Origin of the sequence: Streptomyces sp. NPDC006283 (assembly GCF_040613325.1) — a bacterium.
Taxonomy (GTDB): domain Bacteria; phylum Actinomycetota; class Actinomycetes; order Streptomycetales; family Streptomycetaceae; genus Streptomyces.
On the sequence record NZ_JBEXRZ010000069.1, the window covers coordinates 1 to 24193 of the forward strand.

The window sequence follows — 24193 nt, forward strand, 5'->3', positions numbered from 1 at the left end:
GCCGTCGCCACGCCGTAGAGCACCAGGCCGGCCGTCAGCCCCACCAGCCGCCGCCGCGGCGGCTACTCGCCACCCATAGGCCGGACTGCAGGTCCAGCGTTGCGGAGCGTCGCGCCTGTCAGCCGGCTGCACCGCCGTCTGCTTCGAACGCCTCGGTGGTGGTGTAGGTGCCCGTCGGCAGGTATGCGCCCATGACGGCACGCTCGTCACCGGGCACCTTGGTGTTCTGGACCGCGTACTGGAACGACGCGGACGGCAGCATGTTGCGCAGGACGACGTAGGTGTCGTCGAGGTTGCCCACACCGTCGCCGTTCGGGGAGAGGCTGAGCCAGTTCACGCCGTGGGCACGGGTGGCGTTGACCGGACGGTCCTCGGGCAGGCTCAGCACGATGGTGTAGCGGCCGTCGGCGTCGGTGACGATCTGCTCGTCGTAGAGGCAGCCGACCGTACGAGTCGTCGCATAGGTCTCGTTGGTGCAGATCGACCAGTACCGCAGTTCCGCATCCGAGCGCATCCGCGGGTTGCGGTGCGTGGTGGCAGGGGTGACCGGCAGCTTGCCGCGCAGCACCAGCACGTCGCCGAACTCACGGCTGACATAGGCGCTCACGTATTCGTTGTCCTTGTTGGAGAACTGCCCGCCGGTCTTGAGCGGAGTGCCCGAGCAGGCCCCGTTGTAAATGCAGCCGAGGCCGAACTTCTGGTTGTAGAACGCGCGCCAGACCGGGGCCCGCTCGGCCGGGAACCCGGCCGGTTTGCCCTGCTGGTTGCGCAGCGCGTCATAGGTGTCGGCCGGTAGATAGGTCAGAGGCAGCGTCTCTCGGTCCTCGGCCTCAACCGCATCGCACATGTCGGCACCGGTCACCGTGGTCCCGTCGGCCAGGCGCAACGCCGGGCGCGGCAGGCCCGCCCCGCCCGTGGGGTCCGTGTGGCGGTCGGGCAGGTAGAGCCGGTAGAGGAGCGTGACGTGGTCCTGGCCCGGCACTCCGGCGTACACGGTGTTGGCGGCTCGGTCGGCGGGGTCGGCGGGCGGTTGGTCGCCGACCAGGGTCGCGGTGTAGGAGCGGTGCGCGTTCGAGGAGCGCTTGGCCCCTGGCAGATAGGGGTTGCGGGAGCCGGGGTCAGGCTGGGTGGACACGTCGTTGAGTGCGTCGGTGGGCGAGTTGGTGGCCTCGTTGTACGAGTTCAGCGACTGGTAGCGGGCCTGCGCGTACTCATGATCGAAGGTGAGGTGTGCACCCTTGGGGAGTTTGAACATTGCGGCCCAGTAGAGGGCTCCGGTGTCGGGGAATGCGTAGTTGTGCCGGTCGGTGTCGGCGCGTGGCGTCGGACCGAACCAGAAGCAGTCGGCGGCCTTGGCTCCGGCAGCCTCGCGGTCCTTGCCGAGGGCCTGGTCGATAGGGGCCGTTGCACTGGCGGCGGGGCCGGCAGTTGCGAGAGCGGCTATCCCCAGGGCGAGAGCTCCGGCACAGGCGGTGAGCTTGGACAGCAGGCGAGGCATGGACTTCCTTTCGCATGACGGACATTCCGTGCTGCGGAGGTGTGGGCGGACCGATCGTGTGACGGACCCTGAACATCTGAATCGTGGTTCGGAGCATGCCTCAGTCACCCCTCGTCCGTACAGAGGCGCGGCAGAATCCATGACGTGCGGAGGCCGGGGTGCGGCCGGGCGTGCCGGACATCGGCGTACAGCTCTGAAGGACTCTGCTGAGAAGGGCGTGATTCGAGCAGGCGGGCGTCGTTGGTCAGGGCACGGTCATTTCACGGCGGGCAGGCTGCCGCGGCCGCCTACAGCCAGCCGCGCCGCGCCGCGTGGAGCCCCGCCTGGAAGCGGGTGTCGGACCGGCACGACCGGCGGCTACTCCTACTGGCTGCCGTCCGGAAAGACCACGGTGACCGCACACCAGCCAGGCTGGCATCAGGAGAGCGACAGCGTCAAAGTCCTGCCCGGCCGCAGTGGCGGGCCGACCTGCGACTGCAGCTCGACCGCCGCTGCTGACCGGCCGCGGCGGCCGGACCGGCGTCAGCCTTCCACCGTGGTGGGACGCTGACGCCGGTCCGGCCGGGCCCAGACGCTCATCAACCGCCTGCGCTGCCGGGCGGCGAGGCCGGAGACGAGCCGCTGGGATGTCTCGCCGACACCGACTCTCCTCTTCGTTCAAAACCCCGGACCAGGACGCCACGCCAGGCGGCAGCCTCGCTCCTTCCAGCGCCGTATAAAGCAACGGTCGCCCTGCCGGGGTGGTCTGCGACGATGGGCTGCATGAACGAGGAAGTCATTCCCATTCTTCGCGTCGAGGACGCTGCGGCGGCGGTCGCGTGGTACGAGCGACTGGGCTTCGCCAAGCAGTGGGAGCACCGCTTCGAACCGGAGCTTCCCACGTTCGTCGAGGTGGCCCGGGGCGGGGTGCGGTTGTTCTTGTCGGAGCACGAGGGCGACGCCCGCCCCGACGCGTTGGTCTATCTCCGCATTCGCGATGTCGAGGCCATCGCTTCCGAGTTCGGTGTGCAGACGACGGACGCGCCCTGGGCGCGTGAGATCGAGCTGCGTGACCCTGACGGCAACCGGCTGCGGATCGGCACGCCGACGGAGTGACACTTCGTGGCGGCTCGAAGCGCCACCGACGTGACATCGTGGCGCCCCTCCAGCCAGTACACGCCCAGGAGGCCGACGGCGTGCACCGGCGACGTGCCAACGCGTGGCCGTTGTTGAAGAGTTCGTGCGCTGCGGAGTACCCGCTCCAGCCGGCCGGGCTTGCGGGAGGAATCGCCTGACGCCGGCGCCGGGGGCGGGGGAGCGGCCACGGCCGCGGAGTCAGGGCCGGCCAGGACAAAGTTCAGCACGGCCACGAGAGCCACGAAGGCCAGGCGCCACGGGTTGGCCACCGGCGCTGCATCCCCGTACGCGTTCCGGCAACTCGTCGGGCGCCCTTGGCGGATGACGACGCATTGGGAGGTGGTCGGAACGTGATGGCTGATGCGGTGGCTGCTCCACCGGTCCGGGCGGATGGGGTTGAGCGTTGCTCAATCAGCGTGGCCGGCAACGCTGGTCACGCTGGCCTCGCTGTCGTGGTCCGCGGGGTTCCGCAGCTGTTCGCGTGAGCGGCGGTGGGTGGGTGTGGGGGTGGTGAGGACGGCGAGGCAGGCGACGACGAGGGCGATGCCCAACCAGCCGGTGGCGGGGAGGCGTTCGCCGACGACCAGGACGGCGAGGACGGCCGCGACGGCCGGTTCGAGCAGGGACAGGGTGGTGGCGGTGCTGGCGGGTACGTGGGCAAGGCCCCAGCCGAAGAGGACGTAGCCGACGAACATGGGGACGAGCGCCATGTAGGTGCCGACGGCGGCGTTGGGCCAGGAGGCGACGAGCGGGGCACCTGTGGTGAGGAGGACGGGCAGCAGGAGCAGTCCACCGAGTCCGAAGACGGCGCCCATCGCCGCCCGTGAGGGGATCCGGCGGGTGATGAGCCGGTGCGCGGCCCAGGAGTAGAGGGCGTACGTCGCGGCGGCGACGAGGCCGAGGCCGACGCCGAGCAGCGTGCCGGCCATGGAGGCCCGGCTCGTGCCGTCGGCGGCATGGGCGGCTTCGGCGATGCACAGCAGGACGGTGCCGAGCAGGCCGAGAGTGGCCGCGAGGGTCCAGCGGCGTGTGAGCCGGCGGCCGTCCACGACGCGCTCGATCAGGGCCGAGGCGAGCGGGGCGGTGCCGATCGACACGACGGTGCCGACGGCGACTCCGGCCAGGTGCATGGAGCTGTAGAACGCCAGGGGGTAGACCGCCACCGAGGCGGCGCCGAGCGCCACCGTGCCGCGCTGGTCGCGCAGCCCGGACGCGTGATGGCGGATCTGCGGGGCGGCGACGAGGGCCTGGAGCAGTCCACCGAGGCCCATGGCGACGGCCCCGATCGCGAGCGGGCCCACGTCCGGGGCGAAGGTGGCGGCCGTACCCGTCGTCCCCCACAGCACGGAGGCGGCCAGCACGCACAGGGCCCCGATTCCCGCGGACCGGCCGCGGTCGATGCCCTTCACAGCCGGTCCAGCAGGGCCGCGGCCATCGAGCGGGCGTGCTGGACACGCTCGCCGTCGCCCTCCAGGCCGGCGCGGGCCATCGCGCCCTCCAGCAGGAAGGAGAGGTGCTCGGCCGTCACGCGGGCCTCGTCGGGCCGGCCAGGCAGCAGCTGCTCCAGATGGCCGGAGATCAGGCGCTCGACCTCCTCCTTGTGGGCGCGGACCACGGCCCGGCCCTCGTCGCCGGCCGGGAGCTCGGCGGCGGCGTTGAGCAGCCCGCAGCCGCGGAAGCCGTGCTCGTACGCGAAGGCCGCGTGATCGGCGTACGCGTCGAACACCGCAAGAACGCCCTCACGCGGGCCGTCGGCGTACCCCAGTCGCGCCCGATACAGGCCGAGCCACTCCTCGTGCCGGGCGTCCAGGTAGGTGCGGACCAGGTCGGCCTTGGAGGAGAAGTTGTTGTACAGGCTCATCTTCGCCACGCCGGCCTCGGCCGTGATCGTGTCGATACCGGTCGCCGCCACACCGTCGGCGTAGAAGCGCCGGGCCGCCGCCTCCAGCAGCCGCTCCCTGGCCGGCCGCCGCCGTCCGCTTCCCGCCATGCTCACGCCGGTCTCGCTCATCACAATCCAAACTAGGTAGGTAGGTCTACCTATCCTAGGGGAAGTACCGGAAGCGCGGAAGTCGAGCAGTCGCCCACGCCGGCTGCCGCGTCAGTCGTGAGGTGCGACGAGGCCGGTGACGGCCCGCGGCATCTGCTCGAGGCGGGTGGGGCCGTGGGAGTGGAGGACGCCTCGCCCGGCCTCGGCATCCCCATCGCCGCCGCCCGCCGCCGCCCCTCTGCGGCCGCACTGCACCGCCGCAGGGTGCTGTCCGATGTCGTGCGCCGTTCGGTTCCGGGCGAGGTGGCGATGCCTCCCGAAGCCGTGAACGAGTGCTGCCGCATTCTGGGTTGAGCGGCGGCCGGTCAACACCCCCGACCAGGGATCGCCTGGCCTGACTCATCCGTCCGCCCGAAAGGAAAGAAGGCGCACATATGGGTATGTTTGCCTCATTCGGTGGTGCTTCGGCCTGGCTGTGCTTGAGCCACGCCTGTGCTGCGGGCTGCCACGTGCGGCGAAGAGCTCTGCAATCGTCATCACCCCACCACATCGGCAAGGTTGGGCAGAGGAGCAGGCGTGGGAACGGTCACTACGAATGACGGCACCGGCATCTTCTACAAGGACTGGGGGCCGCGCGACGCCCAGCCGATCGTGTTCCATCACGGTTGGCCTCTCAGCGCCGACGACTGGGACAACCAGATGCTGTTCTTTCTCGACCAGGGCTATCGCGTCATCGCCCACGACCGGCGGGGGCACGGGCGCTCAACTCAGAGCGCGACCGGTCACGAGATGGACACCTACGCCGCCGACGTGGCAGCGATGACCGATGCGCTCGATCTTCACGACGCCATTCACATCGGCCACTCGACTGGCGGCGGCGAGGTCGCGCGGTACGTCGCCCGCGCCAAGCCCGGCCGAGTGGCGAAAGCAGTCCTCGTCGGAGCGGTCCCGCCGCTCATGGTCAAGTCCCCCTCCAACCCTGGCGGGCTCCCCATCGAGGTCTTCGACGGGTTCCGGGCCTCTCTCGCCGCCAACCGTGCGCAGTTCTACATCGATGTGCCGTCCGGACCCTTCTACGGCTTCAACCGCCCCGGCGCCGAGGTGTCCCAGGGACTGATCGACAACTGGTGGCGGCAGGGGATGCGCGGCGCGGCCAACGCGCACTACCTCTGCATCAAGGCGTTCTCGGAGACGGATTTCACCGAGGACCTCAAGCAGATCGACGTGCCCGTCCTGGTCGCCCACGGAACCGACGACCAGATCGTCCCCTACGACGACTCGGCGCCGCTGTCGGCCGAACTGCTGCGACACGGGAGGCTGAAGACCTACGACGGCCTCCCCCACGGGATGCTGTCCACACACCCGGACATCGTCAATCCCGACCTCCTTGCGTTCGTCAAGGAGTAACAACGGCACCAGGACTACGACCGATAGGGCACACGGCCGGCTCCCTGAGGAGACACCACGGCAGGCCGGCCCGGCATGGTGGGTCCAGGCCGGGCGGCGTCGTCCCGGGGGAGGGGGCCACCGGTCGATTACTGCTGGGCGCGGCGCGAGCTCCATGTGCCCTGGACGCGGCGCGACGCTCCGTAAGTGCGGTGATCAACCAGAACCAAGCGATCACGCTCGGTCGAGAGGTGACTTCTTAGCTCCAGCCGGAAGGCAAGGGCACCCGCCTCGTCCTCACCCACGCGGGCTTCGACCTCGACTCCCCGATGGGCCGACAGGCCTACGACGGCATGGGCAAGGGCTGGCCCCACGTCCTGGACCGCCTCGACACCGTTCTGGGCGAGACCGCCTGACCCGGCCCACAACAGGTGCTGACTACGCCCAACCCCTGGGAGCACGCCAGGCCCTCCGCTCCGCGCCCACGGCGTCGAACTCCTTGGCGAGGTTGCGCAGTACGAGAGCACCTTCCGGCTCTGCTGCCTCGGGCGGCCCGGCAGGCATCATCGTTGCCCTGGCCGAACGGATCGGGGCCTTACCACCGGACTGGTGACCAACGGCATTGCAGGCGGACGCGGTCCGGCCGAGGGCCGGCGTGTACGGCCGGAAGCCGACTTCCGTCGTAGGCTGGATCGCTCACGTGCGGGACAGGAGGCCGAGGTGCCTGAGGCGACAGTGGCCGAGGTGATGGCCGAGTTGGCCGAGCTTGAGGATCCGAAAATACGCGAGGTGAACGAGAAGCACGGTGACGATCACGGTGTGAACCTCGGCAAGCTGCGCGCGCTCGCGAAGAGGCTGAAGACGCAGCAGGGACTTGCGTGCGGCCTCTGGGAGACGGGTGACAGCGCGGCGAGACTGCTGGCGATCCTGATCTGCCGCCCGAAGGCGTTCGAGGGTGACGAGTTGGACGCCATGGTGCGCCAGGCGCGTACACCCAAGGTGCACGACTGGCTCGTGAACTACGTGGTGAAGAAGAACCCGCACGCCGAAGAGCTGCGTCTGACCTGGTCCGCCGATGCGGATCCGGTGGTCGCGAGCGCCGGCTGGGCGCTGACCACCGAACGCGTGGCGAAGAAGCCGGAGGGCCTCGATCTGGCGGGACTGCTGAACGTCATCGAAGCGGAGATGAAGGACGCCCCGGATCGCCTGCAGTGGGCGATGAATCACTGTCTGGCGCAGATCGGGATCGAGCACGCCGAGCACCGCACCCGTGCCATCGACATCGGTGAGCGCCTGCAGGTGCTCAAGGACTACCCGACTTCCCCCGGCTGCACGTCTCCGTTCGCCCCCATCTGGATCACCGAGATGGTGCGCCGACAGCACGCTGAGACCTGATCTCATGTGCAGTCGTGGTGTGCCGTATGACCTCCAGCCGCTTCGGCGGCGGGCGCTTTCGAGGATCGCCCGGCGCCGGGCCGGGAGCGGTCGTTGCACTCGGTGATGCCGCACCGGTATGTCGTCGCCTCCGTTGATCACGCACTATGAACCCGTCGGCACGGAATTTCCGGCGGGCCGGATACTGCCCTGGGGCATACGAGCAGGTCGACACTCGTCCCGAAAAGGCGGCCGTCGTGCGCGGCCGGGCTGAGGACATGTCCGCGGGGCATTTCATCGGGGGAGCGACCGCCGCGGCAACCATGGCCACCGACGATCGCGTGCGGGCGGGAGCCGACCTCGGCGGTGACTTCTACCTCCACCCTGCTGGGACAGGGCTCGGCCGACGCTATTCATGCTGCTCGGTGCCGTGTCCACGCACAGTCCCCACAGCGTTCGGCACGGTCGAGTACGCCGGGGCGATTACCGAGGGCCTCAAGAACGGTGAGACGGTCACCGTGATCGGGTTCGGCGAGGGGCGGCGGTTGCTGGGCGGCGTATCGACAGTTACCCGGACCGACCAGCTGGGACCGGCGGGAGACCCCGCGCCGCTGAGCGGCTGATCACCTGGGCCGGCGCGCAGTGTTCAAGAAGCTTTCACCGGTGCGGAGCAACACGGCGCGCCTGCTGCAGCGGCGGATGATCCTTTCGCACCCGTTCCGCATGCAGGCCGCTGGGCAGCGGGCGACGGTGGAGGACGTCGGCATGTTGCCGGCCAGGGTGTCGTGAAGGAGCGAACAGATGTCGGAGCGCAATACCGGGCTGCGCAGCATGCACGATGTGGGGCTGGCCGCGTGGTTCGGTGGTTCCCTGATGGGTGCGGTCGGCTTGAACACGGCGGCTCAGGCCGAGGGCGGCACATGGCGCAACACCGCCCGGATCGCCAGCGCGGGCTGGGCGGCATGGACGCCGGTCAACGCCGCGGCGATCGCCGTGCACCTGGTCGGCAGCAGCGGACTGCTGGCCGCCAACGCCGCCCGGGTAGCCACCCAGCAGGGTGTGGCCGCCTCCACCATCGCCAAGACAGTGCTCACCGGCGCCGCACTGGCCGCCACCGCCTACAGCCGCTTCCTCGGCAAGAAGATCGAGCTCGCCTCCTCCGACAAGCCCGACGACGTGGAGAAGGCAGCACAGCACCCCCTCGACACCGACAAAGCCCAGCACCACCTTGCCTGCATGCAGTGGGCGGTCCCGGCACTCACCGGCGGCCTGATCGTCCTCAACGCCCTGCACGGCGAACAGCAGCGCCCAGCACAGCAGATCCATGGAATGGTGCAACGCGCACGGTCGATGACGCCGCACTGGGCCGGCATGCACTAGCCACAGCAGGTGATGCTCTGCCAGGCACGCGAAGCTTCAGCTTCGAGATCCAGCCCAACGGCCGGCTGAAGCTGAACGTGGACCGCCTCAGGGTGCCGAGCGAGAGCGGCCTGGGGGGAATTCGTTGCCGTCGCAGTCGGAGACCGTGGCGAACCAGGACGTGACCCAGACGGTGAGACAGTCGCTCTCGTGGATCGTCTCGAACGGGTGGTCATTCCACGTCCCGTACGAGGTGACGTGCACAGCCTCCCCGGGCTTCAGCCAGTAGTCCTGCCCGAACGGCTCGAGCCACAGCTGCAAAAGCTCCTTGCCGTCGTTTTGCACCAGTAGCGGCACCGGGTTCCCCAGTTGCTGGATCGCCGCGAAGCTGAGGTCCCCGGCCTTGGGCATGTTCGTCTTCAGCGGATCGATGATCCGGTCTCTTTCTTCCCGCTGAACCGAGTCCTGTCCGTCCACGTGATCATTGTGACCCCGCCCTGCGGCCGAGAACAGCCCGGACCGCAAACTGGATGAGCTGCATCAAGGCTCGATCACCTCGCCCCGCACAGTAAACAGCTCCCAAACTGGTCTACTCACGAGCGTGTTTGAGGTCGCAGAGATGGGGTGGCCGTGGTCCTGGATCCGCAGCGCTGGCTGGAACTATGGCGTTCCATGAGCCTGACCGAGGTCGCCAAGGAGACGGGCCTGAACTGGCGGGCGGTCAGCAAGTACCTGGCGGCCGACGGACCCGCTTCGCCTCCGCGCCGGTCGCCGAACGACCGGTCACGAGTGGTGAGGCCTGCTGCTGACGGCCTCGCTCGGGCTAGGTGGAGCCTGTGCGTCGCCGGTGGAGCCTCGCCTGGAGGGGTGGCACGCTGCTGGCTGTGGGCGCTGCGCACGCCGTCCTGGCCAAGTCGCTGTACGTAACACCGCCGCCAGGCGCCACCTACGCAGAGGCGGACCTGCGGGCCGGCGCGCAACTGATGTACTACGGCGGCGATCTGCTTGAAGTCGCGATCGCCGCCGTCATTGCCGCACAGTGGTACGCGGCCACCGGACGCGATCTCCTGCGCACGCGCCGCACCGCGGCAGCAGCGTCGCAGGCGCCGTAGCAAATGCCGACAACCTTTCGAACGCGGAGCTGCGAAGCCGAGGTCTGGTCACCCAAGCGTCTGCTTGAACAAGGCGAAACGTGTGCTCAGTGTCGAAGAGGCGGAGGAATGACTGCCGGCAGCGGTCGACGTCCGCCTCGGTGGCGTCGGTGCCCGACCGCCACAGCCGTCTACCGGGGCCGCCGACGGCATGAGCCCCGTGGGGTTTTGACGTTTTGACGACCCGTGCACGCATCACCGTCTCCACCCCGTTGGCGCCGGAGGGACACGGCCCCGTTCATGCGGCGGGGTTGAGTTCGGCGCGGCCGAACAGCAGGGCGTAGCCGGTGGGGAGCTGGTGGAGGATGCGGGTGATGAGGTCGGGGCCGGCGTGGGCGGAGACGGCCGCGAAGACGGATCCGGTGTCCCAGCGGGTGGTGGCCAGGGAAGCGCCGGTGCGGGCGGCGAGGTCCTTGACGAAGGCCCAGCCGGTCAGTGGCTGGGTGTCGGGGATCTGGGCGGTCAGGACGCGTGCGGCCTCCAAGGGCAGCCGAGCGGCCAGGTCGACGCGTTCGTCGCCGGTCAGCTGGCGTCCCAGCCCCGAAAGGACCAGGCGGACGGCTTCCTCGGCTCTCTCTCGGGTGGGATAGGCGCCCTCGTAGCGGACCTTCTCCAGCATCTGCTCATATGCCGTCCCGTACGGCTGCTGGTGCTCAAGCGGTACGCGCACGTCGGTGATCACTGCGGTGTATGCCTTTCGTGGGGCCAGGGGTGGGGTGGTGCCGGTGAGCGGCACCGGTACGGGTCAGGTGGGCCGGGGGCGGCCGAAGAGGAGGTCGTAGCCGTCGGGGAGCTGGAGCAGGATCTGTTCGAGGAGGTCGTCGCCGGCGGCGTCGGCGACGGTGCTGAGGACGGCGCTGACGTCCCACGCCGCGGTGTGTTCGGTGGCCCCTTCGATCCAGGCCGCGGTCGCGCGGACGAACCGCTGTGGTGGCAGCGGCTCGGCGCTCTGCAGCGGGTTGAGGAGGATCAGGGCGAAGCCTTCCGGCAGACGCGCCGCCAGCTGGGCGCGTACCTCGCCGACCAGGTGCGCGCCCAGCAGGGCGAGCACCACGCGGGCCACGCGCTCGGCCTCTTGCAAGGAGTCGTATTCGCCGCGTTCCTTCACCTGGTCGAGGAACGCTTCCCATCGCACAGTCACGTCGGCCGCACCCCTTCCTCGAGTCCATGGGGTGCGGAGGACGGGAGAGGGGGAGATCAGGTACCCGTCCTCCGCCGTTGTTCAGCCCTCGGCTGTCCGGCTCAGCCGGAGATCTCTGTGCGGCCGGATCCGACGCCGATGGAGATCTTGCGGGGCTTGGCGCGCTCGGCGATCGGGATACGCAGGGTGAGCACCCCCGCGTCGTGGTCGGCCTTGATGTGCTCGGTGTCGAGGGTGTCGGCGAGCACGATCTGGCGGGAGAAGACGCCCAGCGGCCGCTCGGACAGCTCCATCTGCACGTCGTCGGCCTTCGCCACCGGCCGGCGCTCGGCCTTGACCGTCAGCATGTTCCGCTCGACGTCGATGTCGATCGCGTCCGCGCTGACGCCGGGGAGGTCGAAGGCCACCACGTACTCGTCGCCCTCACGGTAGGCGTCCATCGGCATCGCCGACGGCCTCGACCAGGTGCCCGGGCCCATCAGCTGCTGCGCCAGCCGGTCCAGCTCACGGAAGGGGTCAGTGCGCATCAACATCGTGAAAACACCTCCAGAGGTTCGGGCAGTTACTGCCAATGCGCCTCACTGACACCGTTGTATCATGTCATCCAATGGATGACAAACGTGATGTCGTCTACCTGATGACAACCCGAGGGAGGTGCCCGTGACCCCGGCCGACCAGCCGTCCTCGTCCAGCACCGACGCCCACAGCCCGGCGTCGTTCCTTGCCGCAGCGGCGGCCCTGCACGCCATAGACGACGCCCTGCGCACCGCCCGGCACGAGGCTCCCGACACCCCCGGCGCCGGGCCCGGCCCGGAGCAGGCCCTGGCCTCCCTGATGCTGCTGCGGCAGGTCCGCGAGCAGCTCGCCGGATGGGAGACCGGCCTGATCGAAACCGCCCGCGACGCGGGCGCCAGCTGGGCCGACCTCGCCTCTCCCTTGGGTGTCGCCAGCCGACAGGCCGCCGAACGCCGCTACCTGCGCGGCCGCCCGGGCCCCGCCGGGACCACCGGCGAACAGCGCGTCCAGGCCACCCGCCAGGCCCGGGCCGCCGACCGCACCACCGCCACCAGGGCCCGCCGCAACGCTGCCGACCTGCGCCGCCTCGCCGGCCAGATCACCGCACTCACCGACCTTCCCCCCGCCGCCCGCCTCCCGCTCAGCGAGCTCCACGCGGCCCTCGCCCACAACGACCCCGCCGACCTCATCGCCCCCCTGACCGCCACCCGCCCTCACCTGACCACCGCCCACCCCGACCTCGCAGCACAACTCGACACCCTCACAACCGTTCCTAAGGACTGAGCATGAGTTGCACAGGCTCAGCCGGACGCTCCGAACGGTGTTGAGCGTCCTGGTCTCCCGCGTTCGCTCCGCGTCCAGCGCCGTCGGATCGTGTCCGTGGTCCGGGAATTCGGGGGCGGGTTCCCTCACGCCCACGGGCGCCGTGTCCGGCGTCGTCGGCGGCGCGCGCCGGACCCCGGAGTGTGAGGCCGCCGGTGCGCCATCGTCGGGCGGAGTGGGATGGTGGCAGCCGCCGCTGGAAGGCGCTTGAGGATCAGGACGGAAGGGTCCCGTCGTCGATCTCGCGCCAGAAGGCGTCGGCTCGTGCGTTGAACACGTCCGGGGACTCCTGGAACGGCTGGTGGGCTTCCCCCGCCATGACGTCGAAGCGGGCGTTCGGAATGGCGTCGGCCACGACCCGCCCGAGCCGCGGCGGCGTGGCCCTGTCCTGGTCGCCGGCCAGGACGAGAGTCGGTGCGGTGATGCCGGACAGCCGGTCGAGCGTGTCGTGCGGCGTGAACGCGTCCAGTTGACGCTGGAAGGCCTCGGCGGACTGCGGGTACGGGAAGGCGAGCGTTTCGTCGATGATCCGCTGCACCGTGCCGTCGGCGTGGGCGCGCGGCGTGTAGATCCACAGGAAGAACGCCTCCAGCATGGCGCGCTCATCGGGCGCTTCCTTCACCAGCCAGTGCCAGAAGCGGGTCATGGTGGTGAAGTAGGCGTCCGCTCGCGCCCAGGTACTCATGAGGACGAGGCTGCTGACAACCTCCGGGTGACGGAGCGCCAGCTCCTGGGCGATCGCGCTGCCGCCCGAGAAACCGGCGACATGCGCCTTGTCGACCCGGAGCACCCGGAGAAGTTCCGCGGCGTCGTCGGCCATCATGACCACGGACATGGGCCCGTCGGGCAACGGCGTCCGTCCCGACCCTCGATTGTCGAAGGCGATGACCCGGTACCGGTCCGACAGTCCGTCGAGCTGCGCCTGCCACGCCTCGGCGGGGTCGCTCAGCCCCGCGATCAGCAGGACATCGGGCCCTTGGCCCCTGCTCTCGGTCCAGATCGAGGTTCCGTTGGCTTCGACGTACTCGCCCATGGAATACACCTCCCGCCGCATCGTCTCCTCCGCCCCTCCGTGATCGAATACCGCCGCGCCGCACGCACGCCTGAACGCCTCCTCCGGTCGGCCCCGAAACCCACCGCGCTGGAGTTTTGAGCAGATCGTCGGATGCCTTGGACAGCGTGCTGCCGTCTCTCGTGTACATCTGTGGACGATCGCGTAATTCCCCAGGTGCCCGTCTGGCCGGGAGCTGGTAGCTCGTCTCGTCAGAGGTCGATGCGATGCTCAGAAGCCGATGGGTCATCGACCGAGCCGTAGCGCAGGACGACGTGTGCCGGGCGGAAAGGCAAGCCGTGCAGAACGGGTTCCATCACGGCAAAGAGCGCGTCAGCTTCGGGTCCGTAGGCGTAGAGGACCACCTCGCCGCCTCCGAACTCATGGCCGTCAAACTCGCCGACGTCAGCTTGTTCGATAGCTTCGGTCAACAGCGATTCGGCCTGGCGGACAGTCGCGCGCTGGTCCTGCCCGCCGAAGCCGTCATCGGCCAGTCGATACCGAGCGATGACGGCCTGCTCGGCGTCGGTATCGGCTTCGTCCATGTCAGTCATGCAGGGACGATCTCATCCCGGACCGGCGTGATCAGCAGGCCGGCCGTCCGCGTCGCGCTCCGGAGACGAGTTCTTAGAGGTCATCGGCCTGGGCCGCGGACAGCTGGCGCATGGCGAAGTCGTCAAGGATGAGGACGTCAGGGCGGACGCAGTCGACTGACGGACCCTCAGCAGCCCTCCCCGGCCGACCGGCCGGACGCCGACGACGTCGAACGGCACGCCTGCCCGAAGTGCGACGCGCAGCCCCGGTCACCGTGCCGCTCGCGCGGCGGCGTCAGCGTGGCGTGAGGAGGCAGAACTCGTTGCCTTCCGGGTCGGCCAGAACCGTCCAGGAGATCGCGGACTGATCGATATCAGGGTTGGTGGCGCCCAGGGCGCGCAGTCGGGCCGCCTCTGCGGCCAGGTCGTCACCGGGGTAGGGGCAGACATCGAGGTGGACGCGGTTCCACACGCTCTTGGTGTCGGGGGTACGGAGGAACTCCAGGTAGGGGCCGACACCTTTGGCGGAGCGCATGGTCGCCTGGTCGTCGGTGACCTCGACCAGCGTCCAGTCCATCGCCTCGCCCCAGAACCGGGCCATCCCTCGTGGGTCGGTACAGTCGACCACCACCGCGGCGATCGGCCCGGTGCCCTGGTAGATCGGACGGGGCTCCAGAACGCAGAACTCGTTGCCCTCCGGGTCGGCCATGACCGTCCAGGGGACGTCGCCCTGCCCCACGTCGGCGAGCGTCGCGCCGAGATCCTTCAAACGCGCGACCAGCTCCGCTTGATGGGCAGTCGAGGAGGTGGCCAGATCAAGGTGCACGCGGTTCTTGACCGTTTTGGGTTCCGGGCGGGCGACGATGTCGATGCAGACAGCCACAGGGTCGGGGTAGGCGAAGCCCACGGGTTCGAGGTTGGTCACGCCGGGTCCCTCGCTGTCGACACCCCAACCGAGTGCCTCCGCCCAAAACCGGCCGAGCGCGGAGTCGTCCTGGGCCTTCATGTTGATCTGCACGAGTCGTGTCGCCATGCCGCAGATCCTAGAAGCTCCCGCCAGCGGGGCATGGCTTCCGGGCGGTCCCGGCCGTTCCTGGCATTCGTCGTCTCCCCCCAAGGGCCCTGACGCGGTGACCGAGTTTGTCGCGACGGTGTGGCTTGTGGCGATGGCGGGGGTTGCGATGCCGGTGAGGACGAGGGCGAGCATTACGAGGTCGCCGCCGGTCCTGACGTGTCGTTGCCGGCACCACTCACGGAGACCGCGTGGGAGGATCTTGCGGCCGGCCTTGGGACGGGAGGGAAGGAGATGGCATGGACCGAACGCTTGGTCGTGCGAGACGGTGTGCGGCTGGTCTGCCGGGACTGGGGCGGGAACAGGCCGGCGATAGTGCTGCTGCATGGGCTGGCCGGTCATGCGGGGGAGTGGGATGCACTGGCGGAGCAACTGACGTCCGCGTATCGAGTGGTCGCTGTTGACCAGCGTGGGCATGGCGCCAGCGAGCGACTCCCGCAGGATGTCTCCCGCGCTGCGTTCGTTGCAGACGTCGTAGCTGTAACAGACCAGTTGAGCTTGGTGCGGCCTGTTCTGATCGGCCAGTCCCTGGGCGGACACACCGCCATTCTGACCGCCGCGCGGCGCCCTGAGGCGGTGCGTGCGCTGGTGATCATCGAAGCTGGGGCCGGCGATCCCGACCCGGACGGTCCGGCTCGGATTGGTCGCTGGCTCGACTCGTGGCCGGTCCCGTTCCCCTCACGTGATGCTGCTGTCCAGTTCTTCGGCGGCGGGGCAGTCGGCGTGGCCTGGGCAGACGGGTTGGAGGAACGCGGTGGCCGATGGTGGCCTCGCTTCGACCGAGACGTGATGGTCCGTTGTCTGATGGACAATGCTCAGCGTTCCTTTGCGCAGGAGTGGGACCGCATCGGCTGTCCCACTCTCCTCGTCCTGGCTCAGTCGAGCTTCCTTGCCCCGTCCGAAGTGGATGATCTGCTGCGGCGACGCCCCCTCACCACTTCCGTCAGCGTTCCCGGCACCCATCATGATCTGCACGTGCAGCAACCTGGCATCGTGCACGATCTGATCTCTCCTTTCCTTGCTGGGCTTGCCAAGGAATGAGTCCTGTGCCTCGCGGAACCCGGTTCAGCCTGCAGCAGCCTGTTGTGCCCTGGTGTGGGCGAGGCGGTAGGACTCGGTGCCGGTCTGGATGATCGCGCCGTTGAAGGTGAGCCGGTCGACGATGGCGCGGCGGCGAGGTTGCCGGCGGACCCGGCCGCGAACGACGACGACCAGGCGGTGGGGCGCATCAGGCCCGCGAACCCGCAGGGCAGGACCTGCACGTAGCTCTGGCTGGCTGTCGAACCCCCTGACGACAAGCACAGGCTTCCCCGTACGCTCCGGCCAACGGCGGGTGCCTCCCGATCTCGATCTTGTGAACATCGACCACCCGCCGCGGCGGGTGCTGATGAGGATCTCTTCCTGGCGCGTGACTCGATCATTGAGGGGCGGGCCATGCGGTGCCGCTGGATTCCAGCGCTACATGCCGTACGCCGCAGCTATAGGAGAACCAGAACTCGGCTGAGATCCTCGTGAGTTCGCGAAAATCGAGCGGGCAGTGTCAGCACGGTGCTGCACACTGAGCCCTATGAACCAACCAGATGTCCTCTTCAGTGGCGGTGACCTTGCCGACACCCTGAACCATCAGCTCACCAAGATCCCGGATGCCGTCGCTGCTTGGAACGAGGACAGGCCGCTGCCCGCGCCGTGGCTGCCCGGCACCGAAGTCCTCACCACCGAGCCGTCCCCCACCGCCTGAGGAACAGAGCCACCATGCAGTACCGCACTATCGCAGGCACCACCGTCAGCGCCATCGGCCTGGGGGCCATGCCGCTGTCCATCGAGCATCGCCCGGACGAGGCGCGGGCCATCGCCACCATTCACGCCGCCCTCGACGCCGGCGTCACGCTCATCGACACCGCCGACAGTTACCACTGGCACGCCGGCGAGGTCGGCCACAACGAGCTGCTGATCGCCCGCGCCCTGGCCCGCTACGGCGGCGACACCTCCGGCGTCCTGGTGGCCACCAAGGGTGGCCGCAGCCGCCCCGGCGACGGCAGTTGGTCCGTCACCGCCACCCCCGCCCACCTCAAGCGCGCCGCCGAGGCATCCGCCAAGCGCCTGGGCGTCGACGCGATCGGCCTGTACCAGCTGCACAAGCCGGACCCGGCCGTGCCCTGGACGGAGTCTGTCGGCGCGCTGCGCGAGCTGCTCGACGCCGGCACGATCCGCGCCGCCGGGATCTCCAACGTCACTGCCGTCCATATCCGCGAGGCGCACGCGATCCTCGGCGACCAACTCGTCTCCGTGCAGAACCAGTACTCGCCGGCTGTGCGCGACAGCGAGCCCGAGCTGCGGCTGAGCACGCAGCTGGGCCTGGCTTTTCTGCCCTGGAGCCCGTTGGGCGGCATCTCGCGCAGCTCACTCGACGGCCCCTCTGGCCCGACCTCGACGGGCACTGCCTTTCACCGTATTGCGGAAGACCACGGTGTCAGCCCACAGCAGATCGCCCTGGCCTGGCTACTCGCCCACTCCCCGGCGGTGATCCCGGTACCGGGAGCCAGTCGCCAGGCCTCCATCACCGACTCGGCCCAGGCCGCGGACCTCACGCTGAGCATGGAGGAGTTGACGCAGATCGAGGACGCTCTGCCGGGCTGAGGTGGGTCACAGGTCGCCGCTTGCCGACCTTGACCGAGGACGGCTGGGACCTGGTTCCTGTCGCTGCATCGGCACGTTCGCCGACCGGTCGAGGTCGATTCGGGTGTCCATCCTTTGATCTTCGCGGTGATCCCGGCCTTCAGGCCGGGCGGGAATGCGATCCTCGCCTTGGAGGCGCGGAGCGCCGGTGTTCGCTGCGCCTTCGGCAGTCGACTCGGCGAGGATGCAAGGTCAAGTGGACCAGGTCGGCGCGGCGGCAGCGCAGCCTGACTGTTCACGTACTACCGTCTCCGCCTCGCTGTCGACCACGATCTCTTCGGTGGGGCAGCGCGGTACCGGCCGGTCGCCTTCCCGTTCCAAGCCACTGTGCGAGGGCCGCCAGGCCGCGCTGGAACGCCCGCTGGGCCTTGCTCGAGACCTTCGTCGCGTGCGTAGCCGCTGACTCTGTTGCTGGAGGGGGACCGGGACGACGAAGCCTTCGGGACCCGGCGGGCTCCAAGGCGTCAGTTCATGAGCAGTAGCCGCGTGTTCGGTACGAGCTTCCGGTTCACGCTGGTGCTCTGTACGAAGATCGTGAAGTCGTCGTTGTGGTCCGGCTTGACGCGAACTTCCGTGTCCGGCAGGCCGAGGAGGGCTCGGGCCTCCGGCCCGGTGTATACCCGGTCCGTCTTCTTCTCCAGTACCGCGATCTGCTTCCGCGCCTGGATCTTCTCGGACTTGCTCAGCTGGTAGAACGCACCACCGGTTCGGTATGTGCGTCCGCATTCAATGACCCAGTCCCGGATCGCCGCGTCACGAGCCACCGGGATCAGCTGGTACTCCGACGGATTCACCGGGGTGAGGCCGGCCGCCTTGATGGTGTCCTTGTTGACTGCCTCCGCACCCGTGGAGAACACCGCCCGCGATCCCCGGATGCCCTGGGCGCGGCCCACCATGAACTTCTCGGTGGCCTGCCGGATGACCTGCCCGGCCTCCTCCAGGCCCTGTGTGCTCGTGGCGTCCCAGATGGCGATGTTTTCCTTCGGGAAACCGCACTGCATGGCCTCGCGCTTGCCCATCTGGTCCGGCACAAGGACGGCCAGCGTCCAGTTGTCCTCCTGCGTCTCGATCATCTCGGCCACGGCTTTCACCAGTGCACGCGGATCCCTGGCAGGGGCCTCCGGGCAGCGATGACTTGCGTTCTCCTGCCCGTCGGTGAGTATGAACGTCAGGAAGCTGTGGTCGCCGTACAGTTGAGCTGTCTGCGCCAGCTCCCGCTGTGACTTCAGTGCGGCCGCCAGCAGAGCCGTCATTCCGCCGACCCGGTACAGATGCCTCAGCGACGGCATCCGCAGCACGTCCTTGTCGTAGATGACGCACTCCACCTTGTCCGCGAAGACGTACACCGTGACGCGGGTCTCCTGGTCCAACTCCCTCGATCGGCGGGCAAGATAAGCAATCTGCTGGTCGGCGACTTCGACGACCTTGCCGCTCAGGTGCGACATGGACGAACTGGCATCCAGCACAAGGGCAACGTGATTGATGTAGTTCTGGTCTCCGGACATGACAGCTCCCCCTCTTTCCGACTCGATGCTCCTACCATCTCACCCACCACTGACAATCGATCTTGGCTCCCGGACTGGATGAAGAGCACACCCGACCAGGGGTGTACCGGATTGCCGGCCTGGGGGACATGCCGCGTCCAGGCGGGCCCAGGTCGGTGATGGACGAGCAGGTCGCCGCGGTGGTCACGAAGACGTTGGAGTCCACACCGAAGAACGCAACACATTGGTCGACTCGGTCGATGGCGAAGGAGGTGGGCCTGTCGCAGTCGTCGGTGTCACGCATCTGGCGGGCGTTCGGCCTGCAGCCGCACGACCGGTGCTGCCGGTGATGAGTTTCGACGCTGAGGCACACAAGCAGCGCACCACTGTCGAGCGGTGCATCAACCGCGAGCGCTCCAGCGGCTTACATGACGGAGGAGGAGGCTCGGCTGTTGCTGGAGGCGCGCAGCCTGACCGGTATCGTGCCCGCCGCGACCGTCGGCGGTGTGCGTACCCACGCGCGCGTTGACGCCCGCCCGGCGTACGGCCGCTTCCCGCTGGTGCTGCTGTCGGGCTTCTCGACGCCACGCAGCACGCTCACCGCCCTGGCGAACGACCTGGCGAGCCGCGGGTACGTCGTCGCCGCCGTGGACCACGCCTATGAGTCCGTCGGCACGTCCTTCCCGGGCGGACGTGTGCTCACCTGCCGTGCGTGCGAGCGGGTCGCCACGGACGAGGAGCGGGCGCAGGTGGTCATGAACCGAGCGCACGACCTCTCTTTCGTGATCGACCAGTTGACAACGTCGGGCACGATCCACGGACAGAGGAGCCTTCCGTACGCACGCATGGTCGACGCTCGGCGGATCGGGGTGGCAGGGCACTCCATCGGTGGCGCGGCCGCCGCTGAGGTCATGCTGCAGGATGGGCGTGTGCGGGCAGGCGTGAATCTGGACGGCAACTTCTTCGTCCCGTTCGCCGGGGCGGGTCTGGAAGGGCGCCCGTTCATGATGATGGGCGCCTCCGCCACCCACAGCCCCGGGAGTCCGGGGAGCGACTGGCGGGATGCCTGGACCCGCCTGGACGGCTGGAAGCGCTGGCTGACGGTCGCCGGGGCCGAACACTTCACCTTCACGGATCTGCCGGTCCTGGCCGACCGACTGGGCCTGTCCGATCCCGCAGCGCCGCTCTCGGGCGAACGCTCATGGCAGCTCACGCGCGACTACACGGCTGCCTTCTTCGACACGCACCTGCGCGGCATGGCACGCCCCTTGCTCGACGGTCCCGCGGCCGACCGACCAGAGGTCGCGTTTCCTCGGATGTGACAGCAGTTGTACAGGCGTTCTCCTCGAAGAGAACCGGGGCGCCGCCCCCTGCCTCGTCGAGAGTCGCCGCCCGGCGTGGGCCCGCATGCCGGCCTCGTTCCAGGCAACCAGGCGACGCCGGCAAGTCGTGGTGCGGCCCCGATCAACCTGGAGCGATACGGCTGAGGTACTCCCAGGACCGGTACAGATCCGCCTGGGCTCGGTCCATCTCCAAGACATGATCAAAGGACTGGCTGCCGACTATCAGTCGTCGAGGCGGGTTCGGCAGTGCCGCCAGCTCCATGATGACCGGGGCAGCGGTGTCCGGCTCCGGGGCGACGGCATCGCCCCACATCGCCTCCATCTCGGCGCGCAGGGGCTGATACTGCGCCAGGGGTTCGGTGTTCGTGGTGCCGGCGGTGAACAAACCGGTGTTGTAGCCGCCCATCTGCACGATGGTGACCTTGATGCCGAACCCTTCGACCTCCATCGCAAGTGCCTCGCTCACCGAGTCCAGTGCGGCCTTGCCCGCACCGTAGTAGCCGACGGTGGCCATGCCGCCGCCGCTGCCCATCGAGGTGACCTGGAGGAGTCGTCCGCCGCCTTGGGCGCGCAGGTGAGGAAGGACCGCCTGAGCCACCCACACAGCGCCGAAGAAGTTCACGTCCATATGCGCCCGGATCTCCTCCTCCGTGGCTTCCTCCACCATGCCGTAGAGCATCCCGCCGGCGTTGTTGACGACGACATCCAGCCTCCCGAACGCGGCTGCCGCCCGCTCCACCCCGCCGAACACGCACTGGCGATCGGCGACGTCCAACGGAAGCGGGACCAGGTGGTGGGGGTACTTCTCGGTCAGTTCCTCCAGGGGCTCGACGTTGCGGGCGGCAGCCACTACGCGGTCGCCGCCTGCCAACGCGGCCTCGGTGAAAGCTCTCCCCAGGCCGCGGGATGCGCCGGTGATGAGCCAGACTCTTGCATCCGCCATGGTGCCTCACTCTCAGTAAATGATACGAGCCGTCTCGGTTCGTCTTGACCGTAGGGCATTGCATCGAGCAAATCAATACGGTCCGTCTCGTTTCGATGGGCCGATAAGCTGGACGCATGTCCAATGAGAAGGGGCCGGACCACTCCCGGCGCAAGGAACGGTCCCGGCAGGCGATCCTCGCGGCTGCCCGCGCCTTGGTCGTAGAAGAGGCATACGAGAAGGTCACGGTCGAAGCCATCGCCGCCCGTGCCGGCGTCGGCAAGCAGACGATCTATCGGCGGTGGCCGTCGAAAAGCGCGGTCGTCTTCGCCGCCCTTCTGGCTCTGAGCGAGGGTGCGGACGGGCAGTCGGTCACGCTGCCGGACACGGGCGATCTCGAAGCCGACCTCAAGCTCGTCATGCGCGCCACAGTCGAGGAGTTCGCCGACCCCTCCTTCGACAGACTGATCCGCGCCCTCAACACAGAAATCGCCAACGACGCCGCGCTGGCAACCGAGTACCGCGAGAAGCTGGCCCAGCCGCTGGACGAGGCAAAGAAGGCACGCCTGCGCAGCGCCCAAGAGGCCGGCCAGCTCGCCCCTGACGCCGACCTCGACCTGGCCCTCGAAATGCTCTACGCCCCGCTCTTCCAGCGGTGGCTGCACCGTAGCCGTCCGCTGACGACCGCATACGCCGACTCGCTTGTCGACGCGACCCTCAGAGCTTTCGGCCCCTGAACAGGAGTGGAGGGGAGAAGGCCCCTGGGGGCATGGTCGTCGACCATGGTTGCGGATCTCGAGCGTGACCTGGTTCCTGACGGCTGTGGCTGATAGCAGCCGGAGCAGCCGACTGGCTGCTCCGGCCCCCTTGCAGCGGGGGAGTAGCACCCCCGCCGCGCCGAGAACACCACCCCGAGAACGGGCACCCGTGATGAGCGCGCGCACCGCTGCGGCCGTCAGCCAGTTGGTCAGCGTCCTGACGCTGTCGGCTCGTATCGCCGAGTCCGGCGGCATCACGCACCTGCTGGGGACCGTCCCGCCAGGTCAGTTGGGCGGCGCACTACGCCGGAGCCGATCAGGCCTGGGAGCGGGTAGCAGAGGCCCACGTGAACCAGGAAGTCGCCCTGCTGCTCGCCGAGATCGCGACGCCGAGCCCCGGGCCGCTGCTCTGCTACCGTCACACGCGCCAGTCTCCGTGCCTCACGAGGTGGTGCCCCGGGAAGCCCAGGTCTGCTGCAGCCGTCGGCCCAGGCGCTCGACCCGTAGAGGTTGCATGCCTCAACTGGCGCCCCACCACTGGTCTGCTGCCCAGGAGAGGGCGTACGCCTCCCCGTTGAGGGCCCAGTGCAGTGCCGCGGGTGTCAGCAGGCTGCCGGATCTGCGGCGCAGCTCGCAGAAGAGCACGCCGGCGGCTGCTGTGCCGACGACGGCTGCGGCTACTGACAGGGCGACGCCGAGCGTGCTGTGGCCGAAGACAGCCCCGATCGCGCTGTTGGCTCTGTTGATGCCCACTGAGGGAAGCACGTGCCAGAGGCCGAACAGGACCGAGGAGAGCGATGTCGCCCAGCCTGCGCCCCATCGGCGCTCGATCATGGCCCACAAGACGCCCCGGAACGCGACCTCCTCCAGCAGCACGGTGCCGAACGGCACACGGACCAGTACCCGGAACAGAAGCTGGCCCACGGACAAGTCCTCGGCACGCTCATCCAGGAACAACGGGCGGGTGAGCGGTACGGCCAACGCCACAAGGAAGCTGATCAGCACTGCCCCGGCCAGGATCAGCCCCCATCGCAGTCCGCGGCCGAGCATCGCCTTGCCGAGTCCGAGGTCGGCCCAAGTGATGTGGTCCCATCGAGCGATCAGAATCAGCACCGCGGTCGCGGCGAGGCAGAGGGGGACGTACAGCTCAGGTGTGAGCCGGTTGTTGAGCGCGTTCACGACGACGAGAACGGCGACGGCCAGGAAGATCCGCATGGTGATGCCAGGATCGTCGATCGGACACCTCTCACCGCAGCTTTCTCCGGTGTGTCCACCGACGGTGCTGTAGTAGGTGCCGGGTTTGATCTCGTCACCCACCCGGAACACGCCTTCGCCGAAGACCTTGCCGTCGGCCTCCAGATCGTTCCGCTTCGCCGCTCCGCCCAGGGCCTTGTCGATCCGCTTCCGCTCAGGATGGTGGGGCATAGCACCAGCGCGCCCTTGATCTCTGCGATCTGCTCCGGGCTCCCGGCGGTATCGAGGTAGCTCAGGCTCTCGGGTCCGGCCTGGGCGCAGATGCCGTACAGCGTTGCGAGACTGCTGATGTCGCCCTCGTCGGCGTACGCGGTCTCAACGGCCCTCCTCTGGAGTTCCGTCATCTTTCCATCGGTGCCTCGCCCTCGCACGAGTTGCACTTCGCCGGCCACGCCTCCTCGGGAGAGGTGTAGTAGTGCGACGCGTAGGTGTCGTCCAAGCACTTGATTTCCACCGTGACAACGGCCGGAGCCTCCGGCACGTCTGGCTCGGCCGACTCTTCCGACGTGCTCGACGTCGTCTCCTCGACGGCTGCCGCGTCGGGCCCGCTGTCAACCTGTGGTGGCCCGCTGGAGCAGCCGGCCACCACCAGAGCCGCCAGCATCGCGAGCGCGATCTTCTCAGCGGCTCGTTGCCCGCCGACTCCCCCCGAAATATTCGGCCTCCACATAGGCGATCGGCCCTGCCGCAGACCACTGAGCCAGCAGCGCGTCGAAGCCCCCTGGCAGCCGCCAGCACCCCAGGTCT

The 24193-nt window shown here is 68.7% G+C and carries 28 protein-coding genes and 4 pseudogenes; 17 read left to right on the forward strand and 15 right to left on the reverse strand.

Annotated features, from left to right (window positions below):
- Positions 1 to 118: 118 nt before the first annotated feature.
- Positions 119 to 1498 carry a hypothetical protein gene (locus ABZ070_RS16665; RefSeq protein ID WP_356634361.1) on the reverse strand — a complete coding sequence of 460 codons (1380 nt, stop codon included), beginning with the start codon at positions 1496 to 1498 and terminating at the stop codon, positions 119 to 121.
- Between the two features lie 762 nt (positions 1499 to 2260).
- Here ABZ070_RS16665 and ABZ070_RS16670 point away from each other — a divergent pair.
- The gene (locus tag ABZ070_RS16670; RefSeq protein ID WP_356634363.1) at positions 2261 to 2593 is read left to right on the forward strand and encodes a glyoxalase superfamily protein; all 333 of its coding nucleotides are present in this window, start codon (positions 2261 to 2263) and stop codon (positions 2591 to 2593) included.
- A gap of 428 nt (positions 2594 to 3021) precedes the next feature.
- Here the strand turns inward: ABZ070_RS16670 and ABZ070_RS16675 are convergent, their stop codons facing one another.
- On the reverse strand, positions 3022 to 4023 hold the full coding sequence (locus ABZ070_RS16675; protein WP_356634365.1) for a DMT family transporter: 1002 nt from the start codon (positions 4021 to 4023) through the stop codon (positions 3022 to 3024).
- Positions 4020 to 4625: a TetR/AcrR family transcriptional regulator gene (locus ABZ070_RS16680; RefSeq protein WP_356634367.1), complete on the reverse strand. Its 606-nt coding sequence runs from the start codon at positions 4623 to 4625 to the stop codon at positions 4020 to 4022. The genes ABZ070_RS16675 and ABZ070_RS16680 overlap by 4 nt, the downstream gene beginning before the upstream one ends.
- Positions 4626 to 4721: 96 nt before the next feature.
- Here ABZ070_RS16680 and ABZ070_RS16685 point away from each other — a divergent pair, with 96 nt between their 5' ends.
- The 7 genes and pseudogenes from ABZ070_RS16685 (at position 4722) to ABZ070_RS16715 (ending at position 8744) form a co-directional block, all read left to right on the forward strand.
- Positions 4722 to 4958: a hypothetical protein gene (locus ABZ070_RS16685; RefSeq protein ID WP_356634369.1), complete on the forward strand. Its 237-nt coding sequence runs from the start codon at positions 4722 to 4724 to the stop codon at positions 4956 to 4958.
- A gap of 222 nt (positions 4959 to 5180) precedes the next feature.
- On the forward strand, positions 5181 to 6011 hold the full coding sequence (locus ABZ070_RS16690; RefSeq protein WP_356634371.1) for an alpha/beta hydrolase: 831 nt from the start codon (positions 5181 to 5183) through the stop codon (positions 6009 to 6011).
- Between the two features lie 254 nt (positions 6012 to 6265).
- A pseudogene (locus ABZ070_RS16695) lies at positions 6266 to 6406 on the forward strand (SRPBCC domain-containing protein); the annotation flags it as partial.
- Between the two features lie 331 nt (positions 6407 to 6737).
- Positions 6738 to 7385: a DNA alkylation repair protein gene (locus ABZ070_RS16700; protein WP_356634434.1), complete on the forward strand. Its 648-nt coding sequence runs from the start codon at positions 6738 to 6740 to the stop codon at positions 7383 to 7385.
- A gap of 236 nt (positions 7386 to 7621) precedes the next feature.
- Positions 7622 to 7987 (forward strand): hypothetical protein, encoded by a 366-nt coding sequence (locus ABZ070_RS16705; RefSeq protein ID WP_356634373.1) that lies wholly within the window; start codon positions 7622 to 7624, stop codon positions 7985 to 7987.
- A 19-nt stretch (positions 7988 to 8006) separates the two neighbouring features.
- Positions 8007 to 8153, forward strand: a complete 147-nt coding sequence (locus ABZ070_RS16710) for a hypothetical protein (RefSeq protein WP_356634375.1) — start codon at positions 8007 to 8009, stop codon at positions 8151 to 8153.
- 12 nt (positions 8154 to 8165) lie between these two features.
- Positions 8166 to 8744 (forward strand): hypothetical protein, encoded by a 579-nt coding sequence (locus ABZ070_RS16715; RefSeq protein ID WP_356634377.1) that lies wholly within the window; start codon positions 8166 to 8168, stop codon positions 8742 to 8744.
- An 87-nt stretch (positions 8745 to 8831) separates the two neighbouring features.
- Here the strand turns inward: ABZ070_RS16715 and ABZ070_RS16720 are convergent, their stop codons facing one another.
- Complete coding sequence (locus ABZ070_RS16720) at positions 8832 to 9200, reverse strand: hypothetical protein (RefSeq protein ID WP_356634379.1); 369 nt, start codon at positions 9198 to 9200, stop codon at positions 8832 to 8834.
- A 153-nt stretch (positions 9201 to 9353) separates the two neighbouring features.
- Here ABZ070_RS16720 and ABZ070_RS16725 point away from each other — a divergent pair.
- Positions 9354 to 9512: pseudogene (locus ABZ070_RS16725) on the forward strand (IS21 family transposase); the annotation flags it as partial.
- Between the two features lie 47 nt (positions 9513 to 9559).
- Positions 9560 to 9835 carry a cytochrome c oxidase assembly protein gene (locus tag ABZ070_RS16730; RefSeq protein ID WP_356634381.1) on the forward strand — a complete coding sequence of 92 codons (276 nt, stop codon included), beginning with the start codon at positions 9560 to 9562 and terminating at the stop codon, positions 9833 to 9835.
- 277 nt (positions 9836 to 10112) lie between these two features.
- Here ABZ070_RS16730 and ABZ070_RS16735 read toward each other — a convergent pair whose 3' ends face one another.
- The 3 genes from ABZ070_RS16735 to ABZ070_RS16745 all read right to left on the reverse strand — a co-directional run bounded on the left by ABZ070_RS16735 (position 10113) and on the right by ABZ070_RS16745 (position 11548).
- Complete coding sequence (locus ABZ070_RS16735) at positions 10113 to 10556, reverse strand: DUF2267 domain-containing protein (protein ID WP_356634383.1); 444 nt, start codon at positions 10554 to 10556, stop codon at positions 10113 to 10115.
- 63 nt (positions 10557 to 10619) lie between these two features.
- Positions 10620 to 11015 carry a DUF2267 domain-containing protein gene (locus ABZ070_RS16740; RefSeq protein WP_356634385.1) on the reverse strand — a complete coding sequence of 132 codons (396 nt, stop codon included), beginning with the start codon at positions 11013 to 11015 and terminating at the stop codon, positions 10620 to 10622.
- A 101-nt stretch (positions 11016 to 11116) separates the two neighbouring features.
- Positions 11117 to 11548, reverse strand: coding sequence for an Hsp20/alpha crystallin family protein (locus ABZ070_RS16745; protein WP_356634387.1), 432 nt, complete (start codon positions 11546 to 11548; stop codon positions 11117 to 11119).
- Between the two features lie 127 nt (positions 11549 to 11675).
- Between ABZ070_RS16745 and ABZ070_RS16750 the strand changes: the two genes are divergently transcribed.
- Positions 11676 to 12314, forward strand: a complete 639-nt coding sequence (locus tag ABZ070_RS16750) for a type III effector protein (protein ID WP_356634389.1) — start codon at positions 11676 to 11678, stop codon at positions 12312 to 12314.
- Positions 12315 to 12567: 253 nt separating this feature from the next.
- Here ABZ070_RS16750 and ABZ070_RS16755 read toward each other — a convergent pair whose 3' ends face one another.
- From ABZ070_RS16755 to ABZ070_RS16765, 3 genes are all read right to left on the reverse strand, one after another.
- A complete protein-coding gene (locus ABZ070_RS16755) occupies positions 12568 to 13386 on the reverse strand; it encodes an alpha/beta fold hydrolase (protein ID WP_356634391.1) in 819 nt (272 codons plus the stop codon).
- Between the two features lie 230 nt (positions 13387 to 13616).
- Positions 13617 to 13958 (reverse strand): hypothetical protein, encoded by a 342-nt coding sequence (locus tag ABZ070_RS16760; RefSeq protein ID WP_356634393.1) that lies wholly within the window; start codon positions 13956 to 13958, stop codon positions 13617 to 13619.
- A gap of 274 nt (positions 13959 to 14232) precedes the next feature.
- Positions 14233 to 14970, reverse strand: a complete 738-nt coding sequence (locus ABZ070_RS16765) for a VOC family protein (RefSeq protein ID WP_356634395.1) — start codon at positions 14968 to 14970, stop codon at positions 14233 to 14235.
- 273 nt (positions 14971 to 15243) lie between these two features.
- Here ABZ070_RS16765 and ABZ070_RS16770 point away from each other — a divergent pair, with 273 nt between their 5' ends.
- A complete protein-coding gene (locus ABZ070_RS16770) occupies positions 15244 to 16050 on the forward strand; it encodes an alpha/beta hydrolase (protein WP_356634397.1) in 807 nt (268 codons plus the stop codon).
- 24 nt (positions 16051 to 16074) lie between these two features.
- On the opposite strand, the pseudogene ABZ070_RS16775 reads toward ABZ070_RS16770, so the two are convergent.
- Positions 16075 to 16176, reverse strand: a pseudogene (locus tag ABZ070_RS16775) (AAA family ATPase); the annotation flags it as partial.
- 400 nt (positions 16177 to 16576) lie between these two features.
- Here ABZ070_RS16775 and ABZ070_RS16780 point away from each other — a divergent pair.
- Both ABZ070_RS16780 and ABZ070_RS16785 read left to right on the forward strand, forming a co-directional pair.
- On the forward strand, positions 16577 to 16747 hold the full coding sequence (locus ABZ070_RS16780) for a hypothetical protein (protein ID WP_356634399.1): 171 nt from the start codon (positions 16577 to 16579) through the stop codon (positions 16745 to 16747).
- A 14-nt stretch (positions 16748 to 16761) separates the two neighbouring features.
- Positions 16762 to 17646 (forward strand): aldo/keto reductase, encoded by an 885-nt coding sequence (locus tag ABZ070_RS16785; RefSeq protein ID WP_356634401.1) that lies wholly within the window; start codon positions 16762 to 16764, stop codon positions 17644 to 17646.
- A 503-nt stretch (positions 17647 to 18149) separates the two neighbouring features.
- On the opposite strand, the gene ABZ070_RS16790 is transcribed toward ABZ070_RS16785, so the two are convergent.
- On the reverse strand, positions 18150 to 19190 hold the full coding sequence (locus tag ABZ070_RS16790) for a vWA domain-containing protein (RefSeq protein ID WP_356634403.1): 1041 nt from the start codon (positions 19188 to 19190) through the stop codon (positions 18150 to 18152).
- A 107-nt stretch (positions 19191 to 19297) separates the two neighbouring features.
- On the opposite strand from ABZ070_RS16790, the pseudogene ABZ070_RS16795 reads away from it, so the two are divergent.
- Both ABZ070_RS16795 and ABZ070_RS16800 read left to right on the forward strand, forming a co-directional pair.
- Positions 19298 to 19501, forward strand: a pseudogene (locus ABZ070_RS16795) (helix-turn-helix domain-containing protein); the annotation flags it as partial.
- A 96-nt stretch (positions 19502 to 19597) separates the two neighbouring features.
- A complete protein-coding gene (locus tag ABZ070_RS16800; RefSeq protein ID WP_356634405.1) occupies positions 19598 to 20491 on the forward strand; it encodes an alpha/beta hydrolase in 894 nt (297 codons plus the stop codon).
- 142 nt (positions 20492 to 20633) lie between these two features.
- Here the strand turns inward: ABZ070_RS16800 and ABZ070_RS16805 are convergent, their stop codons facing one another.
- On the reverse strand, positions 20634 to 21455 hold the full coding sequence (locus ABZ070_RS16805) for an SDR family NAD(P)-dependent oxidoreductase (protein ID WP_356634407.1): 822 nt from the start codon (positions 21453 to 21455) through the stop codon (positions 20634 to 20636).
- Positions 21456 to 21571: 116 nt separating this feature from the next.
- Between ABZ070_RS16805 and ABZ070_RS16810 the strand changes: the two genes are divergently transcribed.
- Positions 21572 to 22171, forward strand: a complete 600-nt coding sequence (locus ABZ070_RS16810) for a TetR/AcrR family transcriptional regulator (RefSeq protein ID WP_356634409.1) — start codon at positions 21572 to 21574, stop codon at positions 22169 to 22171.
- Positions 22172 to 22711: 540 nt separating this feature from the next.
- On the opposite strand, the gene ABZ070_RS16815 is transcribed toward ABZ070_RS16810, so the two are convergent.
- Positions 22712 to 23617, reverse strand: coding sequence for a lysostaphin resistance A-like protein (locus tag ABZ070_RS16815; RefSeq protein ID WP_356634410.1), 906 nt, complete (start codon positions 23615 to 23617; stop codon positions 22712 to 22714).
- 169 nt (positions 23618 to 23786) lie between these two features.
- Entirely contained in the window at positions 23787 to 24050 is a 264-nt protein-coding gene (locus ABZ070_RS16820) for a hypothetical protein (protein WP_356634412.1), read from the reverse strand.
- Positions 24051 to 24193: the final 143 nt, after the last annotated feature.

Coding starts and splice junctions, on each gene's coding strand:
- ABZ070_RS16665 (WP_356634361.1), bottom strand. CDS start 1,498: ATGCCTCGCCTGCTGTCCAAGCTCACCGCCTGTGCCGGAGCTCTCGCC.
- ABZ070_RS16670 (WP_356634363.1), top strand. CDS start 2,261: ATGAACGAGGAAGTCATTCCCATTCTTCGCGTCGAGGACGCTGCGGCG.
- ABZ070_RS16680 (WP_356634367.1), bottom strand. CDS start 4,625: ATGAGCGAGACCGGCGTGAGCATGGCGGGAAGCGGACGGCGGCGGCCG.
- ABZ070_RS16700 (WP_356634434.1), top strand. CDS start 6,738: ATGGCCGAGTTGGCCGAGCTTGAGGATCCGAAAATACGCGAGGTGAAC.
- ABZ070_RS16715 (WP_356634377.1), top strand. CDS start 8,166: ATGTCGGAGCGCAATACCGGGCTGCGCAGCATGCACGATGTGGGGCTG.
- ABZ070_RS16745 (WP_356634387.1), bottom strand. CDS start 11,548: ATGTTGATGCGCACTGACCCCTTCCGTGAGCTGGACCGGCTGGCGCAG.
- ABZ070_RS16755 (WP_356634391.1), bottom strand. CDS start 13,386: ATGGGCGAGTACGTCGAAGCCAACGGAACCTCGATCTGGACCGAGAGC.
- ABZ070_RS16760 (WP_356634393.1), bottom strand. CDS start 13,958: ATGACTGACATGGACGAAGCCGATACCGACGCCGAGCAGGCCGTCATC.
- ABZ070_RS16765 (WP_356634395.1), bottom strand. CDS start 14,970: ATGGCGACACGACTCGTGCAGATCAACATGAAGGCCCAGGACGACTCC.
- ABZ070_RS16770 (WP_356634397.1), top strand. CDS start 15,244: ATGGCATGGACCGAACGCTTGGTCGTGCGAGACGGTGTGCGGCTGGTC.
- ABZ070_RS16780 (WP_356634399.1), top strand. CDS start 16,577: ATGAACCAACCAGATGTCCTCTTCAGTGGCGGTGACCTTGCCGACACC.
- ABZ070_RS16785 (WP_356634401.1), top strand. CDS start 16,762: ATGCAGTACCGCACTATCGCAGGCACCACCGTCAGCGCCATCGGCCTG.
- ABZ070_RS16790 (WP_356634403.1), bottom strand. CDS start 19,190: ATGTCCGGAGACCAGAACTACATCAATCACGTTGCCCTTGTGCTGGAT.
- ABZ070_RS16800 (WP_356634405.1), top strand. CDS start 19,598: ATGACGGAGGAGGAGGCTCGGCTGTTGCTGGAGGCGCGCAGCCTGACC.
- ABZ070_RS16805 (WP_356634407.1), bottom strand. CDS start 21,455: ATGGCGGATGCAAGAGTCTGGCTCATCACCGGCGCATCCCGCGGCCTG.
- ABZ070_RS16810 (WP_356634409.1), top strand. CDS start 21,572: ATGTCCAATGAGAAGGGGCCGGACCACTCCCGGCGCAAGGAACGGTCC.
- ABZ070_RS16815 (WP_356634410.1), bottom strand. CDS start 23,617: ATGCCCCACCATCCTGAGCGGAAGCGGATCGACAAGGCCCTGGGCGGA.
- ABZ070_RS16820 (WP_356634412.1), bottom strand. CDS start 24,050: ATGCTGGCGGCTCTGGTGGTGGCCGGCTGCTCCAGCGGGCCACCACAG.